The following is a 16,121-nucleotide window of genomic DNA, read 5'->3' as shown; positions in this document are numbered from 1 at the left end:
TCCTATCGGGTTGGGCTGGGCAGGACAGGGCCGGCCAGGGAAATGAGGTAGCTGGCGGCGTGGGGCCCCCATGGCGGGCGGAAGGAGTAGAGGCACGCGAGGCGGAGGCGGGTGGAGGCAGCGTAGGCGGCGAAACGGTGAGGGCTTACATGCAGGTGTTCGGCCGCGGACATGACCGCCGCGTGGGCGACGGCGTATCTGCGGGCCGTGAGCAGATGTTGGCGCCACCTCAGTTCCAGGTGCACGTCGAGGTTGGCCAGGTCCAGGGCGGCCTCGGCCCTGCAGGACTCGTCAAAATCCAGCAGGCCCGGGTTTCCACGGCTACCGGATGCAGCGGAGGACTCCTGTCCCCCCAGCAGCTGCTTGTCGTGCAGATCGCCGTGGGCCCAGCCCAAGGGATCCGGGGGAGAGCTGAGCAGGGAGTCCGTGACCGCCCGGGCTTGGGCGAGGAGCGTGGCGCGGGCAGGAGCGGCTTCCGGAACGCCTTCGCTGTGCCGGAGCCAGTGATCGACCCAGCGCCGCAGGCTCGATGCCTCTTTTCCGGCATCCCGGAGCGGTAGCTGCCCCAGGCTGTTGTCCAGCTGTGGGCGGCAGGCGGAAGCGAGGGTTTTGATCCAGGCTCGTGACCATCCCGCCCACATGGAGGCAAACGCGGCGTCCGTGATTCCGGTCTGGTCCTGGCCGAGCTCGTAGAAGGACCGGCCTGCCAAAGGACTGAAGGCCAGGACATCGGGAGCGGCGCTGATCACGTGCGGCGTGTCGAAGCCGCCTTCGGTCAGGGCGGCCGCGGTGGTCCTGTGACTGGCGGCAGCGGCGGATGCCCGGCCGGACCGGAACACTTTGATGTAGGCGTCGGGCGTGCGCAGGACGGCCCGTTTATGGGCGCGGTGGACCACAAGCTCGCCCTTGGCTGACTCTGCGGCGAGTGCGGGAAGCCGGCGGTCATTCACGGTAACGGCTTCGAACCTGCCCTTGCTAAAGAACCCCGCCTGCACGCCCGGCTGGAGTGGTGAGCGGACTTCCAGGGTGTATGTGCCCGCTGAAGCGTCGGGCCAGGCGCGCTGCACCGACCACACCGTTCCGGCCGTGTCGCTTACCTGGTGGGGGACGGGCGGATGCCAGGTCATGGGATCAACTCCTTTGCCCGGCTCAAGTGCCAGGACATGTCAGCGGCCCATTCCGGGGCCCGGTCGCGGAAGGTGTCGACACTGCTATTGAAGAGCCGGAAAGCTGCCCACACGTCCACTTCGGACTGGATAAGCCTTCCGCCGGCGTCGAGGTAGCCATCGGCGAGGAGGGCCGTCTTGGGCCCACCAGCGGGTGCTCCGCGGGCCCGAGAACCGGAGTGTGAGGACAGCCCGGCCTCTTCCGCGGCGGCGAACGATCCGAGGTCGGCCTCGGCCATTCCAGTTCGCGCCCGATCGAAGTCGATGAGGCGCACCTCCGAATCCCCCACAAGTACTTGGTCCGCGGAGAAGTCACCGTGCACCAGGACCGGCGCTGTCCGGGGACGTTCAAGCAGCAGGCTGGCGAGCCTGCTTTCGAGCTGCCGGGCGAGAGGTTCCTGTTCCGGGAGCAGCGCGGAAACCATGGTGCGGGTGGCCTTCAGCTGCGCGGTGTGGTCTTGGAGCCAGTTGCCGGCAGCTTCAGGGAAACCGGTAGGGGCAGTGCCGGCAGCATCGGCGGCGGGGAAGCGGTGCAGTGCGGCGAGGGCCTGACCGGCCTTGTAGGCGAGCGCGTCGGTGTGGCCCTTGGAGGCACTCAGGTCGCCGGTGCCCCAGGCGGTGCTGGCGCTGACGCCGTGGGCGAGGCATTCGGCGTTGGCGAGTTGGGGAAGGATGGGGACGCCGTGGTGGCGGAGCCGGTCCAGGAACGCGGCCTGCTGTCCGGGAGTGGCGCGCTCGGCCGCGGTCTTGATTACGACGTCGGCGCTCGCGTTGCGGGCGAGAAGGACCAGGCGCCGTTCCGGCTTGTAGCGCAGCACGGCGCTGCCGCCGGGCAGGGCGGTACGCGCCCCGGCGTGCAGCCCCAGCTGTTCGGCGCCGCTCTGGCGCAGCCACTTGAGGTTCCTGCGGAGCGCCCAGTCGTCCCCTATTTCACCTACCGCCACCAGCACTTCGTCCCGGCTGTGTTGGATCCGGAGGATGCGCATGTTGCCGCCGCGGGACCGCGAGGTGCTTTCGCGGCGGAGCAGTTTCTCCGCCGGGGCGGTCATCGTGTACGCCCAGCCATAGTCGAACGTGCCGTTGCGCAGGCGGCGGAAGGCCACGAGCAGAGAGTGTCCTGGCTTGTAACGGACGCGGGTGACGCGGACGGTTTCGCCGAGGAGTTCGGACAGCCGGGTATTGTCCAGGAGCCAGGGAAGGCCCGGCAGCGCGGCGTCGCGGTGGGCGAGAGACCGGTCAGCGTGGGTAGCGGCGGGCGACAGGACACTCATGGCACATTCACCGTGACGTCATCTGTCTTTTCGCCTCCGTACTGGGCGGGATCTTGGTCCTCAATCCAGCGGGCGAACCTGGACACGGGGTCCCTGAGCAGTTCCTCTGGGCGCCCTGCTTCCAAGATGCGTCCGTGTTCCAGCCAGATGATCCGGTCACAGGAGCGGGCGGAGTGGGCGTCGTGGGTGATGGTGATGGAGGTCCGGTCCCGGGTCAGGGCGGCGAGGGCCTGCAGGACGGAGTTCCGTGAAACGGGGTCCAGCCCGGCAGTGGCCTCGTCGAGGATGATGATCGGCGCCCGCCGGAGAATGGCTCGGGCTATCGCGAGGCGTTGACGCTGGCCACCGGAGAGGTCCTTGGCAGCTTCGCCCAGGACGGTGTCGTATCCGTCCGGCAGGGCACGGATGAACCCGTCGGCCTGCGCCAGAGTGGCGGCCTCCTCGATGTCGTGATCAGTGGCATCCAGCCGGCCAAAGCGGATGTTGTCCCGGACTGACGTGCCGAAGAGTACGGAGTCCTGGAGGAGGATGGACACGTGGGAGCGGACGGAGGCGATAGTGAGGTCGCGGAGGTCGTCCCCGCCTATCCGGACGGACCCGCTGCTCGGATCGATCATGCGCAGGATCAGGCTGGCGAGGGTGGATTTTCCCGCGCCGGAGGGACCTAGGATAGCCAGATGTTCTCCGGCGGGGATGGTGAGGTCGATGCCGTGCAGCACGGTCCCTTCGCCGTGGCCGGCGGAGACGTTGTCCAGGACGATGTCCGGGCGGCTTCTGTTCAGGTGCCGCGCGTGGGCGGCCTCGGGCAGGTCGGTCTGGGCTTCGAGCAGGTCGGCTACCCGTTCGCCGGAGGCAGTGGCTCGGGCGATCCGGCCGGTCTGCTTGGCGAGGTCTTTGAGCGGTTTCATGCCGGTCTTGAGGTACATCAGGAACACCACGAGGTCGCCGGGGGTAATGGCGTGCTCCAGTACGCGCCAGCCGCCTCCGGCCAGGACAACCGCGGTGGCAACGCCGATCAGCACATCGGTGCGCCGTTCGAGTCCGGCCGCCAGCCGCAGCGCAGCGACGCCGGTGCCAAGTGCGGCCTGGTTGCTCTTGCGGAAGCCGGAACTGATGGTGTCCTCGAGGCCGTAGGCCTGGACTTCGCGGATGGCGCCGAGTGTTTGGGCGGCGGTGGTGGCGAGTTGTCCTTCGCCTTTGCGGGAGTTGCCTGCCGCGGCGGTGATCTGGCCGGAGCTGGCGCGGGAGAGCAGCACGAACACTCCTCCGGCGAGGAACACGACCAGGGCGAGCAACGGGTCGAGCCAAAGCAGGATGCCGGTCATCAGGACCAGGGTGACCATGTTGCCCAGCAGCGGCAGCCCAGCGGTGACTGCGACTTCCTGCAGGCGGGAGACATCGCCCACCAAGCGTTGGACGGTGTCGCCGGTGGAGGCACGGGTGTGGTGGCGCATGGACAGGCTCTGGACGTGGCGGAAGGTGCGGGCCCGCAGGTCCGCGGCCATCCGGGACCCGACGAGGGCGAAGCAGACTGCGGACCAGTAATTGGCCACCGCCCGGCCCAACGCGATGGCCACCACGGCTGCGCCGCACAGCACGAGTGCCTGCAGGCTGGCCTCCATGGCGGGACCGGGCTTGTGCAGGGTCGCGCCCAGGGCACGGGAGACGGCGTCGACCACCAGCTTCACCGGCCACGGCTCCACCAAGCGGAAGACCACATCGAATGCGAGCGCGGAGAAGCCGCCCGACATCAACAGCCGGTGGCCCCGAAGGTGCGGACGCACACACCGCAGTGTGCGGCGCAGCCCCGATTCTGTGCCGCGGGCCGGGCGCTTTTTCTGTGCTTTTAGGTTCATTGTCAGGCCACCCTCATGTCATTCATCAGTGCTTGGTGGATGGTTGCCAGTACGCTGTCCCAGCTGTAAAGCGCGACGGCGGCGGCCCTCGCCTGGGCGCCGAGGCGGGCCTGCAGCTCCTCGCTGGACGCCAGCCTTGCCAGCGCAGCCGCGAGTGCAGCGGGATCGGACGGCGGGACCAGGATCCCGGTGTGCCCGTGCTGCAGGATGGCGGGAATCTGCCCGACCTCCGAGGCGATCACCGGCATGCCCGCGGCCAGGTACTCGTAAACCTTCAGCGGCGAAAAGTAGTCATCCCGGCCGGGCACGGGCTGCGGGTATGGCGCGGCGGCGGCGTCGCACGCATGCAGCAAACCCGGCACGGCGGCCGGAGGTACTGCCCCGGTGAACTCTGCCTCCACGCCGAGCTCCGCGGCCTGCCGCTCGAGATCCTGGCGGCATGGTCCGTCGCCTATGATCGTCGCCGACCAGGTGTGGCGGGCGGTGCCGGCATTGGCCAGGGCCACGGCTTCGAGCAGATAACCGACGCCGTGCCAGGGCTTGAGTGTTCCCACGAAAGCTACGGTCAGGGGGCCGGAGCGTTTCCGGCCGACGACGCGGGGCGTGACGCGTTCGGTGTTGACGCCGTTGGGAGCCAGCAGGGTCCTGGCCCCGGGAACCCTGCGCTCCACCCACTGCACGACGGGCTCCGAGACGCACGCGACGACAGTGGCCGCGGCGGCGTTCGTGCACAGCATTCCTTTCGCCAGCCCGGCATCGTGGAGCTCACGGTATTGCTGCTGCTCCTCGATCAGCGGCGCGTTCACCTCCAGCACAGCCGGGACCCGGAGGACCTGAGTGACCGTGGCAAGGGCGGCGCTGAACAGCGAATAGCGTTCATAGGCAAGGTCGCAGCCGTCCCGCACAACAGCATGGGCGAGCGCGGCGGCCGCTTCCCGGATGGCCTTTTCCCGCCCCGCCCCGGACGCGGATTCCGGCCGGATCTCGACGACGGGCAGGTCCGCCAGGTCCGCAGGCCGCTCAGTACCCCGCCGGGTGCAGTAGACCGTAACCTCGGCCCCGGCCCGGCGCCAGGCGCGAACGATCTCCTGGACGTGGACGGAGGAACCCTTGGTGCCAAAGACAGGCACTCCGGGGTCCGCGCAGATGTAGGCGACACGCATCAGGCCACCGCCTCTGGATGTTCGCGACGATCGGGGCGTTGCGGAAGTGTCTGGAGCGAGAGGCGACGCAGGGCAGTGGCCTGCCGCCCGGCGTCGTACTCCTGCTCGATGAGGGCCCGGGCGTTGCGGGCCAGCAGCGTCCGGTCCGCCCCGGGCAAGGTGATCCGCCGGATCGCCGCGGCCAGCGCGGCGGGGTTGCCGGGTTCGACGAGGACACCGGTGCTGCCGTCGCGGATGACCTCGGGTATCCCGGTAACGGTGGTGGAAACGCAGGGCGTGCCCGTCGCCATTGCTTCGAGCAGCACGGTGGGGATGCCGTCGGCGTTGCCGTCCGAACCCACCACGCACGGTGCGACGAAGACGTCGGCCCAGTCAAGCAGTTCGTGGATCTGGTCCTGGGTCTGCGGGCCGAGCATCCGGACATGGCGGCTGAGCCCGAGCCCGTCGAGAGCGGACTGCAGTTCCTCGGCCATCGTGCCGGTGCCGGCGATGCGGACGTCGGCACGGACACCCGAGCCGATGAGGGAGGCCAGCGCCGGCAGGAGGTGCTGGAACCCCTTCTTTTCCACGAGCCGTCCGACGGCGGCCATCCGCACCGTGGTGCCGACCGGCCTGGGGTCGCGGTAGGTGAAGCGGGCCAGTTCCAGGCCGTTCCGGACCAGCCGGAGCCGGTCGGCCTGCTGCGGAAAGTGGTGGCGCAGATACCGCAGGTTGTAGTCGCTGATGGTGACCACGTGGTGGGCGTCGGACAGCTTTGCCCGCAGGTCCTCCCGGCTGACGGTGTCGCGGAAAATGTCCGCTGCGTGCGCCGTGAACGAGTAGGGGATCCCGGTGATCAGGGAGGCGAGCCGGGTGACGGCGGTTGCTGCGGAGGCGAAGTGTGCGTGCAGGTGGCGGACGTTGCGACGCTGCAGTTCGGTAGCCAGGTTGATGGCCTGGACGGCATCGTCGGGGTCGGCCGCGGCGAGTTCGCCGAAGGCCCGCGCCACGTCGTCGGTAAGGCCTGCCGAGGCAGCTGTCCGGAAGCTCTCCCACACCCCGCTGCTGGACTGCGGCCGGCCAAGGTAGGTGACGGGCGCCTTGACGCGCGCCAGCTCGGGATGGAACCTGGCGTCGGTGGTGGGACGGAGGGCAAAGATTTCAATCCGCTCCCCACGGGCCTCCCGGGCCAGGATTTCCGAGACAATGAACGTCTCGGAGAAGCGGGGATACACCTTCAGGACGTAGGCGGTCACCGGCTCAGACGGCTGCATGTGCCGCACCTTTCCGTAGGCTCTGCGCCAGCCTGTTGAGCCGGTCGCTTGTGATTTCGTCGTGCAGCGGCGGAATGAGCCCGGGTTCCTGCAAGAGGTCTGCGGCGAGTCCCGGCACCCGTGCCAGCCCGTTGAGTTGCGCGGATCGGCGGTCCACCCGGGTGCCCGCCCGGCCGGCGATCCAGGTTGCCAGCACGTCAGGCGTCAGTGTGGCCAGGTCGTGCTGCTCCAAATATCCGGCGGCGGCGAGTGAGGCGGCCCGGATCTTCTGCTCACTGCGGGAGTGGTCCCGCGGAACGATCAGGGCTGGAGCCGCCGTGCTGAGGATCTCGCAGACCGAGTTGTACCCGCCCATGGAGACGACGGCGTCAGCGTTGCTCAGGTGCGCCAGCATGTCGTCGAGTGCCTTGACAATGACGACGCCGGGACGCTCCTGCCGCCTCAGATCATGCCGTTGTGCTTTGGGCATCTGGGGTCCGGCGACAATGAGGTGCCGCAGTCCGGCGGGCAGCGGTGCGGCTGCGGCCAGCCGGGCCAGCGCGTAGCCGTCGGCTCCGCCGCCGACGGTGGTCATGACGTACCTGCCGGTAATCCTCAGCTTTCCGGAACCCTCAGGGCGGCCGGCGGCCAGGTAGCCGGTGTAACTGACCATCCGCCGCAACGCGGCCGGAATCTCACCGGCTGCCACAGGATCGTGAACCAGGCGGTCTCCATAAATCCAGACTGCGTCAAAGAGTTCCTGGACCCGGCGGGCTCCGCCGATGCAGTCCCACTCGGCGATCGCCGCTTCGGGGGAGTCGAGAACTTCGCGCAGCCCCAGGACCACCCGGGCTGAACTGCGGGCGCGGAGCCGGCGCAGTGCTCCGTCCAGTTCCAGATGGATTCCCGTCGGGTGCCGGTCAACAATGACCAGGTCCGGGTTGAAGCCCCGCAGCAGCGAATCCAGCAGCTGTCCGCGCAGGGACACGAGGTCCTGCATGGGAACGGACAGGTCCCGGGGCTGATACCCGCCGGGCCCCTTCATGACTCCGGGCAGGATCACCCAGTCCCATCCGGCGGGGATTCGGAATCCCGGCGCGAGGGCAGTCCCTGCCACCAGGATGCCGGTGACCTGCCGCCCCGTCAGACCCGGAAGCCGGCGGCTCAGGGCGCTGGCCAGTGAAAGGTTTCGCCGCACGTGGCCCAAGCCGAGAGAATCATGCGAATACAGGACAATTCTTAAGTGTTTCATTTCTGGCCCCCGCAGCCTGCCGAAAATCTACCAACCGAAAAGTGATTCACTGTGCGGACAGAGTGAGACTCTGACGCCGTGAAAAATAGCCGCGAAAACAAGAAACTTGCGCCTGCAAAGCGTCCTGTCCGCTGCTTCAGTCGAAGTATTTAGGCAGTCCGTTCAGAAAAACTTGTGCGTGGGCCAGCCTTGAATGGGGGGCGGCAGCCCCCCATTCCCCTCTTGTGGACCTTCTGGGCCGCCGCGGCGCTCACATGGTCGGGTGGTTTGCTTTTCCTGCGAAGCGTTAAGTCTCTGGACAAGACAATCTTTGAGGTCGAAGATTTGCCTCACAAGCCACAGCACTTGGCCCCGTTCACTGATGACAAATAAGGGTAAGTGATGAATGAGAGCGTCAACTCAGCGCAGCAATCCCGGAAGAATTCCGGCATTCTGACGGAAATACGCGTGCATGGGGTGGGCGGAACGCCACCGGAAGAAATTCTCGTCGATATGCACCCGAAGAAGGTGGCGGGTGACAAAATTGCGGGTTTCTACCGGACAACGGACGATGGGGGACGGCATCGCGAGGCTTACTCATGGGGAGGGCTGACATCACACTCACCTCTTCGTGTCCTGTGGACGGCCTTGCTGCCGTCGATGCTGGCAAATATGGCGGGATGGATGGCACGCCGGTCCGTGAAATCCGGCGAGCATGAAGGATCCGCAGAGCCGACCACGCCGTCTTTCCGGTGGCTGGCCCGGCTGGCAGCGTTGGCGTTGACGATCAGCAGCGCGGTGATGGTGTCCATCCTTAGCTTTGACGTGATCGCCTACCAATGCCTGGGGCTGGACGCCTGCCGCGCCCGGCTGGGTTTCATTCCGTGGCTGGCCACACTGGCACCCGAGCGTCCGGGTATGCGGCTCGCCGTGGGTATCTCCGGGCCCGTTGCCATTGCCGTTCTTTTTTACTTTTTGTCACTCAGATCCCGTAACAGCTATGAGCGCGTGGAACCGCCGACTCCGGAAGACTCCTTGCCTGCTCCCAGCAGCATGTGCGCGGCCGCGCAGAAGGGAGGGCTGCGGCACGTGGACTTCTGGTCGGGACGCCGGTGGCATCAGCACCTGTCGGACCTGCACCTCGCGGCCTTCCTGGCGGTAACCACCGGGCTTCTGGGGTGGGGCGTGTTCAAGCTCGCAGAGTTCCGGCCCCTTTCCAGTGCTGATGCTGCCGGGAGCGCCCTGTTTGCCGTCACCGCCTCGGTTGCCATGCTGATTGCTGTGTCCCTGATGCTCCGGTGGGACAACGTGCGCGAGGACTGTGCCAAGGCCGCACTCATCGTTTCCTGGCTCATCCTGCTGCTCGCAGTCATTGCTGCAGGGCTGCTTCCCGGATTCACGGCTGCCCCGAGCGGATCTGCTGCCCAGGGTGGAACAGGGGTCTCGGCTCAGCCCGCGGGAGTGCTGCCAGGGCTCGGCTCGTCGGTCACCGTGGCGTGGATGTTTGTCCTGTTTCTGCTGGTCCTATTGGGCGCCCACCTCGTGTATGCCTGGGGCGCCCGTTGGCGTAAAGCGTGGAGGGAGACGCAGCATGAAACCCATCGCCTGAGGGCGGCGCGAAAACAGGCAAACGGTTCACTCAAAGTGTTCCCGTTTGCGGCTCCCCTGGTCTTGAATGTTGTGGCCCTCATTGTTGCCAATGCCGTGCTGCTGTCACTGATGGCGCTGGTGATCCAGGGCCTGGGCGAGGTCAGGTACGGCTACGGGCCACACGACGTCGAGCCCCTGCTCTCAGGAGGCGGCGCGGCACCAGAGGGAGGAGACGGCTCGGGTCCAATCTTGTGGGTCCCTGGTCCCATCATTCAGGTCACCGCGGCGCTGTCACTCGCGCTGATCATTGTGCTTGCGCTTTTCGGCATCACCGTCCTGCTCGCGCTGGTCATCGGATCGAGAATAACGGCTCGGAAAGTCATGGAGCGGTTGAAAGGTGACTACGAGTTGGAAGACAGGCGGGCGGGAGTGCGTTTCGCCCATCAGGAATTCTGGGAGGGATCGTCCGCAGAGCGCAGAGCCGCATGGGATGTCTCTGCGTTCGAAGTGGACTTTTCTGGAGACAGAATTGACAACGTTCAGTCACAGAACGCTGCAAGAAGCAGCAGCAGCCCGCGTCCAACTGCATGGGTGCGGGGCGTGGCCCGGGCTCACCTTATCGGTAAGTGGGCTCCCGCCGCTGCAGCCGTGCTGACGATCGGAATCGCTGTGGGGGGCACCGTCGCCGTGGCCCTCTTCATCACCAGGGTCTATGTTCCTCCTCCCTGGGTCATAGGGCTGACGACGTCGGTAAGTGTGCTGTTGCCTTTGCTGTACGGGGCGGTGGTCAGGGCAATGTTCCGGCGGGAGAAGGTACGGAAGGCGCTGATGTCAGCGTTTGACGTGGGGACCTTCTTTCCGCGTTCCTTCCACCCGTTCGCGCCGCCGTCGTACACCGAGCGGGCGGTGCCGGAGCTGACGCGCCGCATTTGGTGGTTGCATGATTTCGAGGGTCCGGTGGTGTTGGTGGCCCACTCCCAGGGGAGCGCGCTCGCAGCCGCCGTGCTGGCACGCGAGTCTAAACGCTCACCGGAGGACCCCGCCGTCGGGCTGGTAACTCTGGGTTCGCCTCTGGCAAAGCTGTACCGGTGGGCCTTTCCCGCGCTGCTCAGCGATGAGCTCTTGCAGAACCTGGCCCGGGGCAGAGGCGGAACTGCCCAGGTCCGGTGGCGCAATGTCTACTACGCCACGGACTACATTGGCGGGCCTGTTGTGACGGACGGCTGGGAGGTCCGGAACATCGACGTGCGCCTGGCCGATCCTGCGACCGACAGGTTCGTGTTCGGCCAGCCACGTCCTCCGGTGCTGAGCCACACCGGTTACTGGCATGACCCCAGGTTCTGGCGGGCGGTCAACGATATGAGCCAGGAAATTGCCCCCCGGGTGAACGGGGAGCCGGGCGGCGGCGCTGTCCCTGGGCCGGACCTCGGCGCCGTGGAGGCGCTCGACTCCGCCGCCCTCGACCCCGACCTGCCGGTGTCCTACCGCTGAGTGGTTCCTAGCCCGGCAGCAGAGGTTGTGGCCACTCCGCCAGCCGCCAGCCTAGGCAGCGTCTTGGGCTAGAACAATCTTGAGCAAGCGCCCAAGCGGTGACGAACCGTGTCAGCAGCGGGCGACTCCTGACTTCGTTGAAAAGCTGTGGTTACCGGAGGGACAACTCGAGGCGCTCTGCAGCACCTTCGACAACTAGATCCAGCAGATACCGCCCGTAACCGCTCTTGGCCAGCGGCTCAGCTCGTTCCTGCAGTTCGTCGTCGCTTAGGAAGCCCAGGCGCCAAGCAATTTCTTCGGGACAGCCAATGGAGAGTCCTTGCCGCTTTTGAACAGTACGGACGAACTCTGAGGCTTCGTTCAGAGAGTCGAAGGTACCGGTGTCCAGCCATGCAGTCCCGCGCGGGAGGATCTCGACCTGGAGTTTGCCGCGCTCGAGGTACTCGCGGTTGACGTCCGTGATCTCGAGTTCACCACGCGGGGAGGGCTTGAGGTTCCGCGCGATTTCGACAACATCGTTGTCGTAAAAATAGAGACCCGGTACCGCGTAGTGGCTTTTCGGCTTTTCGGGCTTTTCTTCCAGCGAGATCGCCCTGCCGGTCGCGTCGAACTCGACCACGCCATAGGCGGTGGGATCCGCAACACGGTAGCCGAAGACTGCGCCGCCATCAATGTTGGAGAAGCGCCGGAGCTGCGTGCCCATGCCCTGGCCGTAGAATATGTTGTCGCCCAGAACTAGGGCCACAGGACCGTCGCCGATGTGCTCTGCGCCGAGGACGAACGCCTGGGCAAGTCCGTCCGGAGAGGGCTGCTGGGTGTAAGTGATGTTGATGCCGAACTGGCTGCCGTCACCGAGCAACCGCTGGAATTGGTCGGCATCGTGCGGAGTGGTGATGATCAGGATGTCGCGAATGCCGGCGAGCATCAGGGTGGACAACGGGTAGTAAATCATTGGTTTGTCATAAACCGGGACCAGCTGCTTGCTGATGCCCAATGTAATCGGATGAAGTCTTGAACCGGTCCCCCCGGCGAGGATAATTCCGCGCATGATTCCAAGTTTCCGGGTCATTCCAAGTTCAACCAAATCAGCGGCGTTATGGAACTATGGAAATCATGCAGAAATTCCTCGTGACCGGTGGCGCAGGCTTCATTGGTTCCAACTTCGTCCACTATGTTCTGGGGCACACGGACAACCATGTCACGGTCCTCGACAAGCTCACTTACGCGGGAAATCGGGCCTCCCTCGCTGGCCTGCCGGCCGATCGATTCCACCTCATCGAAGGGGACATTGCAGATGCATCCGTCGTTGACCCCTTGGTAGCTGACTGCGATGTGGTAATTCATTACGCGGCAGAGTCACATAACGACAACTCCCTGCATGATCCGCGCCCCTTTTTGGACACGAACATCATCGGCACATACACGCTGATTGAGGCGGCACGGAAGCACAACAAGCGCTTCCATCACATCTCCACCGACGAGGTCTACGGGGACCTGGAGCTGGACGATCCGGAGCGGTTTACCGAGGACACGCCCTACAACCCATCCAGCCCATATTCCTCAACTAAAGCCGGCTCGGACCTGCTGGTCCGGGCGTGGGTTCGGTCCTTTGGCCTTCAGGCAACGATCAGCAACTGCTCGAACAACTATGGTCCCTACCAGCACGTGGAAAAGTTCATCCCGCGCCAGATCACCAACGTGATCGACGGAATCCGCCCCAAGCTGTACGGCAAGGGTGAAAACGTCCGGGACTGGATCCACGCCAACGACCACTCGTCTGCGGTTCTAGCCATCATCGCGAAGGGCCGGATCGGCGAAACATATCTGATCGGTGCCGACGGTGAGAAGAACAACAAGGACGTTGTGGAGCTGATCCTTAAGCACATGGGAGAGTCGCCCGAGGCCTACGAGCACGTGGTGGACCGCGCAGGCCATGATTTGCGGTACGCCATTGACTCGTCGAAGCTCCGTGACGAGTTGGGCTGGAAGCCGCAATTTTCAGATTTCGAGGCTGGCATCGAAGACACCATCGCCTGGTACCGAGACAACGAGGACTGGTGGCGACCCCAGAAGGCTACTACCGAAGCCAAGTACAAGGAACAGGGCCAATAGGGCATGGCACTCGAATTTTCGAAGCCCCTCAGTTCGCATACAACGCCTATTCCCGGCGTCGTCCTGTATGACCTCCCTGTGCATGGGGACAACAGGGGATGGTTCAAGGAAAACTGGCAGCGCGAGAAGATGATCGACCTTGGCCTGCCCGATTTCCGACCTGTCCAGAACAACATCTCCTTCAACGAGAAGGCAGGAACCACGCGCGGCATTCACGCCGAACCGTGGGACAAGTTCATCTCCGTCGCCACCGGCAGAATTTTCGGGGCGTGGGTTGATCTGCGGGAAGGTCCGTCCTTCGGTGCGGTATTTACAGCTGAACTGGATGCCAGCCAGGCAATCTTCATCCCGCGCGGCGTGGGCAACGCATTCCAGACACTCGAAGACAATACGGCGTACACCTACCTCGTCAACGACCACTGGTCCGCTGATGCGCAGGGTCAATACACATTCCTCAACCTGGCCGATGAAACAGCCGCCGTTCAATGGCCGATTCCACTGAGCCAGGCGGAACTGTCGGACAAGGACAAGGCCCACCCACGGTTGGCCCAAGTTCGACCGATGGCGCCCAAGAAGATTTTGGTGCTCGGAGCAGGCGGCCAACTAGGCAAGGCGCTTCGGCAGGTCTACGACGGCGACACGTCGGTTGAGTTCGTGGGGCGGTCTCAGTTTGATCTAGCCTGCGAAGAGTCATTCCGCAACATGAATTGGAAGAACTACAGCACCATTATCAATGCGGCTGCATACACGGCAGTCGACACGGCGGAGACTCCGGAAGGCCGCGCCGCGGCGTGGGCGGTCAACGTCAATGCAGTAGCCCGGCTGGCCCGCGTCGCTGTGGAGCATGACTTGACCCTTGTGCATGTTTCGTCGGACTACGTTTTCGATGGCACTCTTCAGGCGCACAGCGAAAGCGAGCCGTTCACTCCGTTGGGCGTCTATGGACAGACCAAGGCGGCAGGGGACGCAGTGGTCAGCGTGGTGCCGCACCATTACATCTTGCGCACCAGTTGGGTCATCGGAGAAGGGAACAACTTCGTCCGCACCATGGCCACTCTGGCGCAAAAGGGTATCCGTCCCTCCGTGGTGAATGACCAGGTGGGACGCCTATCCTTCGCTCAAGACATTGCGGCCGGCATACGGCACCTGCTCGACAGTGATGCGGCATACGGGACGTACAACCTCAGTAATGACGGCGAGCCGCAGTCCTGGGCAGAAATTGCTGCCGACGTATACGAACTGACCGGTGCTTCCAGGGACGATGTAACGGGTGTCAGCACCGCCGAGTACTTTAAGGGCAAGGCAGCCGCGCCCCGGCCGCTGAACAGTGCACTGGAACTCAGCAAGATCAGGGCTGCAGGCTTCTCTCCCCGGCAATCCGGCGAGGCTCTAACCGCATATCTCAAGTAGGCCCACACAACTCAAACCGGTTCGTTGCCGTGTAGCGCCGCTGTCTTCAAGGGAAGACAGCGGCGCTTTTTTGTCTCAGCTCTGTGCTTGACGCCCTCCTCGGCTTCCGCATATCCTGAACGAACGGTCGGTAAATAATTTCCGAGTACGGACGTGAATGCATAGGAGCAACCATGGCATCGCAGAATCTGCAGTCAGTGCCTGACCAGCCGGCGGGCCCCGGGGCCGGCGACGCTCAGGACCAGACGGCACAGCTCGAGGCGGAGGGGCAGGCGTACTTTGACCGTGTCATGGCCGAGGACTCCCGGATCGAGCCGAAGGACTGGATGCCCGCGGCGTACCGCAAGACGCTGCTGCGCCAGATCTCGCAGCACGCGCACTCTGAGATCATCGGGATGCAGCCGGAGGCCAACTGGATCTCCCGCGCGCCGAGCCTGAAGCGCAAGGCCATCCTCATGGCCAAGGTCCAGGACGAGGCCGGCCACGGGCTCTACCTCTACTCCGCCGCCGAGACGCTGGGCCAGAGCCGCGACAAGATGATGGACGACCTCATCGCCGGCAAGGCCCGCTACTCTTCGATCTTCAACTACCCCGCTCTGACCTGGGCCGACATGGGTGCCATCGGCTGGCTGGTTGACGGTGCCGCGATCTGCAACCAGGTGCCGCTGTGCCGCGCGTCTTACGGACCGTACGGCCGCGCCATGGTCCGAATCTGCAAGGAAGAGTCCTTCCACCAGCGCCAGGGATTCGAGATCCTGCTGGAACTCTCCAACGGCACGCCCGCGCAGAAGCAGATGGCCCAGGATGCCGTGAACCGCTGGTACGCCCCGGCCCTGATGATGTTCGGCCCGCCGGACGACGATTCGCCCAACTCCAAGCAGTCAATGGCCTGGAACATCAAGCGCTTCAGCAACGACGAACTGCGCAGCCGCTTCGTCGGCATGATGGTGGAGCAGGTCAGGGTCCTCGGCCTCACCCTCCCGGACAGCGAAGTCCGCTTCAACGAAGAGACGAAGAAGTGGGAGCACGGCCCGCTGGACTGGGAGGAGTTCAAGGAAGTCCTCGCCGGCCGCGGCCCCTGCAACGCCCAGCGGCTGGAACGCCGCAGGGAAGCGCACGACGACGGCGCCTGGGTCCGCGAGGCAGCGGCCGCCTATGCGGCAAAACAGGCACGCAAGCACGCAGAAAAGGAATTCGCAGCATGAGCCCCCACGGCAACCCGGAAGTACCGGCCAGCTCCGCCGGAGCAGTAGAAAGCACAGCGGCCAAGGTCCCGGCAGGCCCGGAAACTAGCAGCGAGAGCAGTGCCCCCCGCAGCGTTTGGCCGCTGTGGGAGGTTTTCGTGCGGTCCAGCCGCGGGCTCAGCCACGTTCATGCGGGAAGCCTGCACGCGCCGGATGCCGCCATGGCCCTCCGCAATGCCCGCGACCTCTACACGCGCCGCAACGAGGGCGTGTCCATCTGGGTGGTCCCGGCGGACGCCATCGCCGCCAGCGATCCCGATGCCAAGGGTTCCTTCTTCGAATCCCCGCAGGGCAAGGACTACCGCCACGCCACGTACTACACCAAGAGCGAAGGAGTGAAGCACCTGTGATCCCC

General features: G+C 65.1%; 13 protein-coding genes. 5 read left to right on the top strand and 8 right to left on the bottom strand.

The features are described 5' to 3' along the window. Positions 1-2: 2 nt before the first annotated feature. The 7 genes from JYA52_RS03945 to JYA52_RS03915 form a co-directional block, all read right to left on the bottom strand. Positions 3-1,127 (bottom strand): aminoglycoside phosphotransferase/kinase family protein, encoded by a 1,125-nt coding sequence (locus JYA52_RS03945; protein WP_205651903.1) that lies wholly within the window; start codon positions 1,125-1,127, stop codon positions 3-5. Then, a complete protein-coding gene (locus JYA52_RS03940; protein ID WP_205651902.1) occupies positions 1,124-2,437 on the bottom strand; it encodes an aminoglycoside phosphotransferase family protein in 1,314 nt (437 codons plus the stop codon). The genes JYA52_RS03945 and JYA52_RS03940 overlap by 4 nt, the downstream gene beginning before the upstream one ends. Further along, positions 2,434-4,221, bottom strand: a complete 1,788-nt coding sequence (locus JYA52_RS03935; protein WP_307869304.1) for an ABC transporter ATP-binding protein — start codon at positions 4,219-4,221, stop codon at positions 2,434-2,436. Before JYA52_RS03935 ends, JYA52_RS03940 begins: the two co-directional genes overlap by 4 nt. Positions 4,222-4,295: 74 nt before the next feature. Beyond that, the gene (locus JYA52_RS03930; RefSeq protein ID WP_205651900.1) at positions 4,296-5,456 is read right to left on the bottom strand and encodes a glycosyltransferase family 4 protein; all 1,161 of its coding nucleotides are present in this window, start codon (positions 5,454-5,456) and stop codon (positions 4,296-4,298) included. Next, a complete protein-coding gene (locus JYA52_RS03925) occupies positions 5,456-6,709 on the bottom strand; it encodes a glycosyltransferase family 4 protein (protein ID WP_205651899.1) in 1,254 nt (417 codons plus the stop codon). The genes JYA52_RS03930 and JYA52_RS03925 overlap by 1 nt, the downstream gene beginning before the upstream one ends. Continuing rightward, positions 6,696-7,940 (bottom strand): glycosyltransferase family protein, encoded by a 1,245-nt coding sequence (locus tag JYA52_RS03920; protein ID WP_205651898.1) that lies wholly within the window; start codon positions 7,938-7,940, stop codon positions 6,696-6,698. Before JYA52_RS03920 ends, JYA52_RS03925 begins: the two co-directional genes overlap by 14 nt. 572 nt (positions 7,941-8,512) lie before the next feature. Then, complete coding sequence (locus tag JYA52_RS03915; RefSeq protein ID WP_205651897.1) at positions 8,513-8,731, bottom strand: hypothetical protein; 219 nt, start codon at positions 8,729-8,731, stop codon at positions 8,513-8,515. Here JYA52_RS03915 and JYA52_RS03910 point away from each other — a divergent pair. Beyond that, entirely contained in the window at positions 8,721-11,000 is a 2,280-nt protein-coding gene (locus JYA52_RS03910) for a hypothetical protein (RefSeq protein WP_205651896.1), read from the top strand. The genes JYA52_RS03915 and JYA52_RS03910 overlap by 11 nt on opposite strands. Positions 11,001-11,151: 151 nt before the next feature. On the opposite strand, the gene rfbA is transcribed toward JYA52_RS03910, so the two are convergent. Next, positions 11,152-12,048: a glucose-1-phosphate thymidylyltransferase RfbA gene (gene rfbA, locus JYA52_RS03905; protein WP_205651895.1), complete on the bottom strand. Its 897-nt coding sequence runs from the start codon at positions 12,046-12,048 to the stop codon at positions 11,152-11,154. A gap of 65 nt (positions 12,049-12,113) precedes the next feature. Here rfbA and rfbB point away from each other — a divergent pair, with 65 nt between their 5' ends. From rfbB to paaB, 4 genes are all read left to right on the top strand, one after another. Then, positions 12,114-13,112 (top strand): dTDP-glucose 4,6-dehydratase, encoded by a 999-nt coding sequence (gene rfbB / locus JYA52_RS03900; protein ID WP_205651894.1) that lies wholly within the window; start codon positions 12,114-12,116, stop codon positions 13,110-13,112. A 3-nt stretch (positions 13,113-13,115) separates the two neighbouring features. Further along, positions 13,116-14,522, top strand: a complete 1,407-nt coding sequence (locus JYA52_RS03895; RefSeq protein ID WP_205651893.1) for a sugar nucleotide-binding protein — start codon at positions 13,116-13,118, stop codon at positions 14,520-14,522. 173 nt (positions 14,523-14,695) lie between these two features. Next, the gene (gene paaA / locus JYA52_RS03890; protein ID WP_205651891.1) at positions 14,696-15,727 is read left to right on the top strand and encodes a 1,2-phenylacetyl-CoA epoxidase subunit PaaA; all 1,032 of its coding nucleotides are present in this window, start codon (positions 14,696-14,698) and stop codon (positions 15,725-15,727) included. Continuing rightward, entirely contained in the window at positions 15,724-16,116 is a 393-nt protein-coding gene (paaB, locus tag JYA52_RS03885; protein WP_205651889.1) for a 1,2-phenylacetyl-CoA epoxidase subunit PaaB, read from the top strand. Before paaA ends, paaB begins: the two co-directional genes overlap by 4 nt. Positions 16,117-16,121: the final 5 nt, after the last annotated feature.

The sequence above is a fragment of the Arthrobacter pascens genome (assembly GCF_017052465.1).
Lineage (GTDB): Bacteria > Actinomycetota > Actinomycetes > Actinomycetales > Micrococcaceae > Arthrobacter > Arthrobacter pascens.
This window is presented reverse-complemented; position numbering and strand designations above follow the sequence as displayed.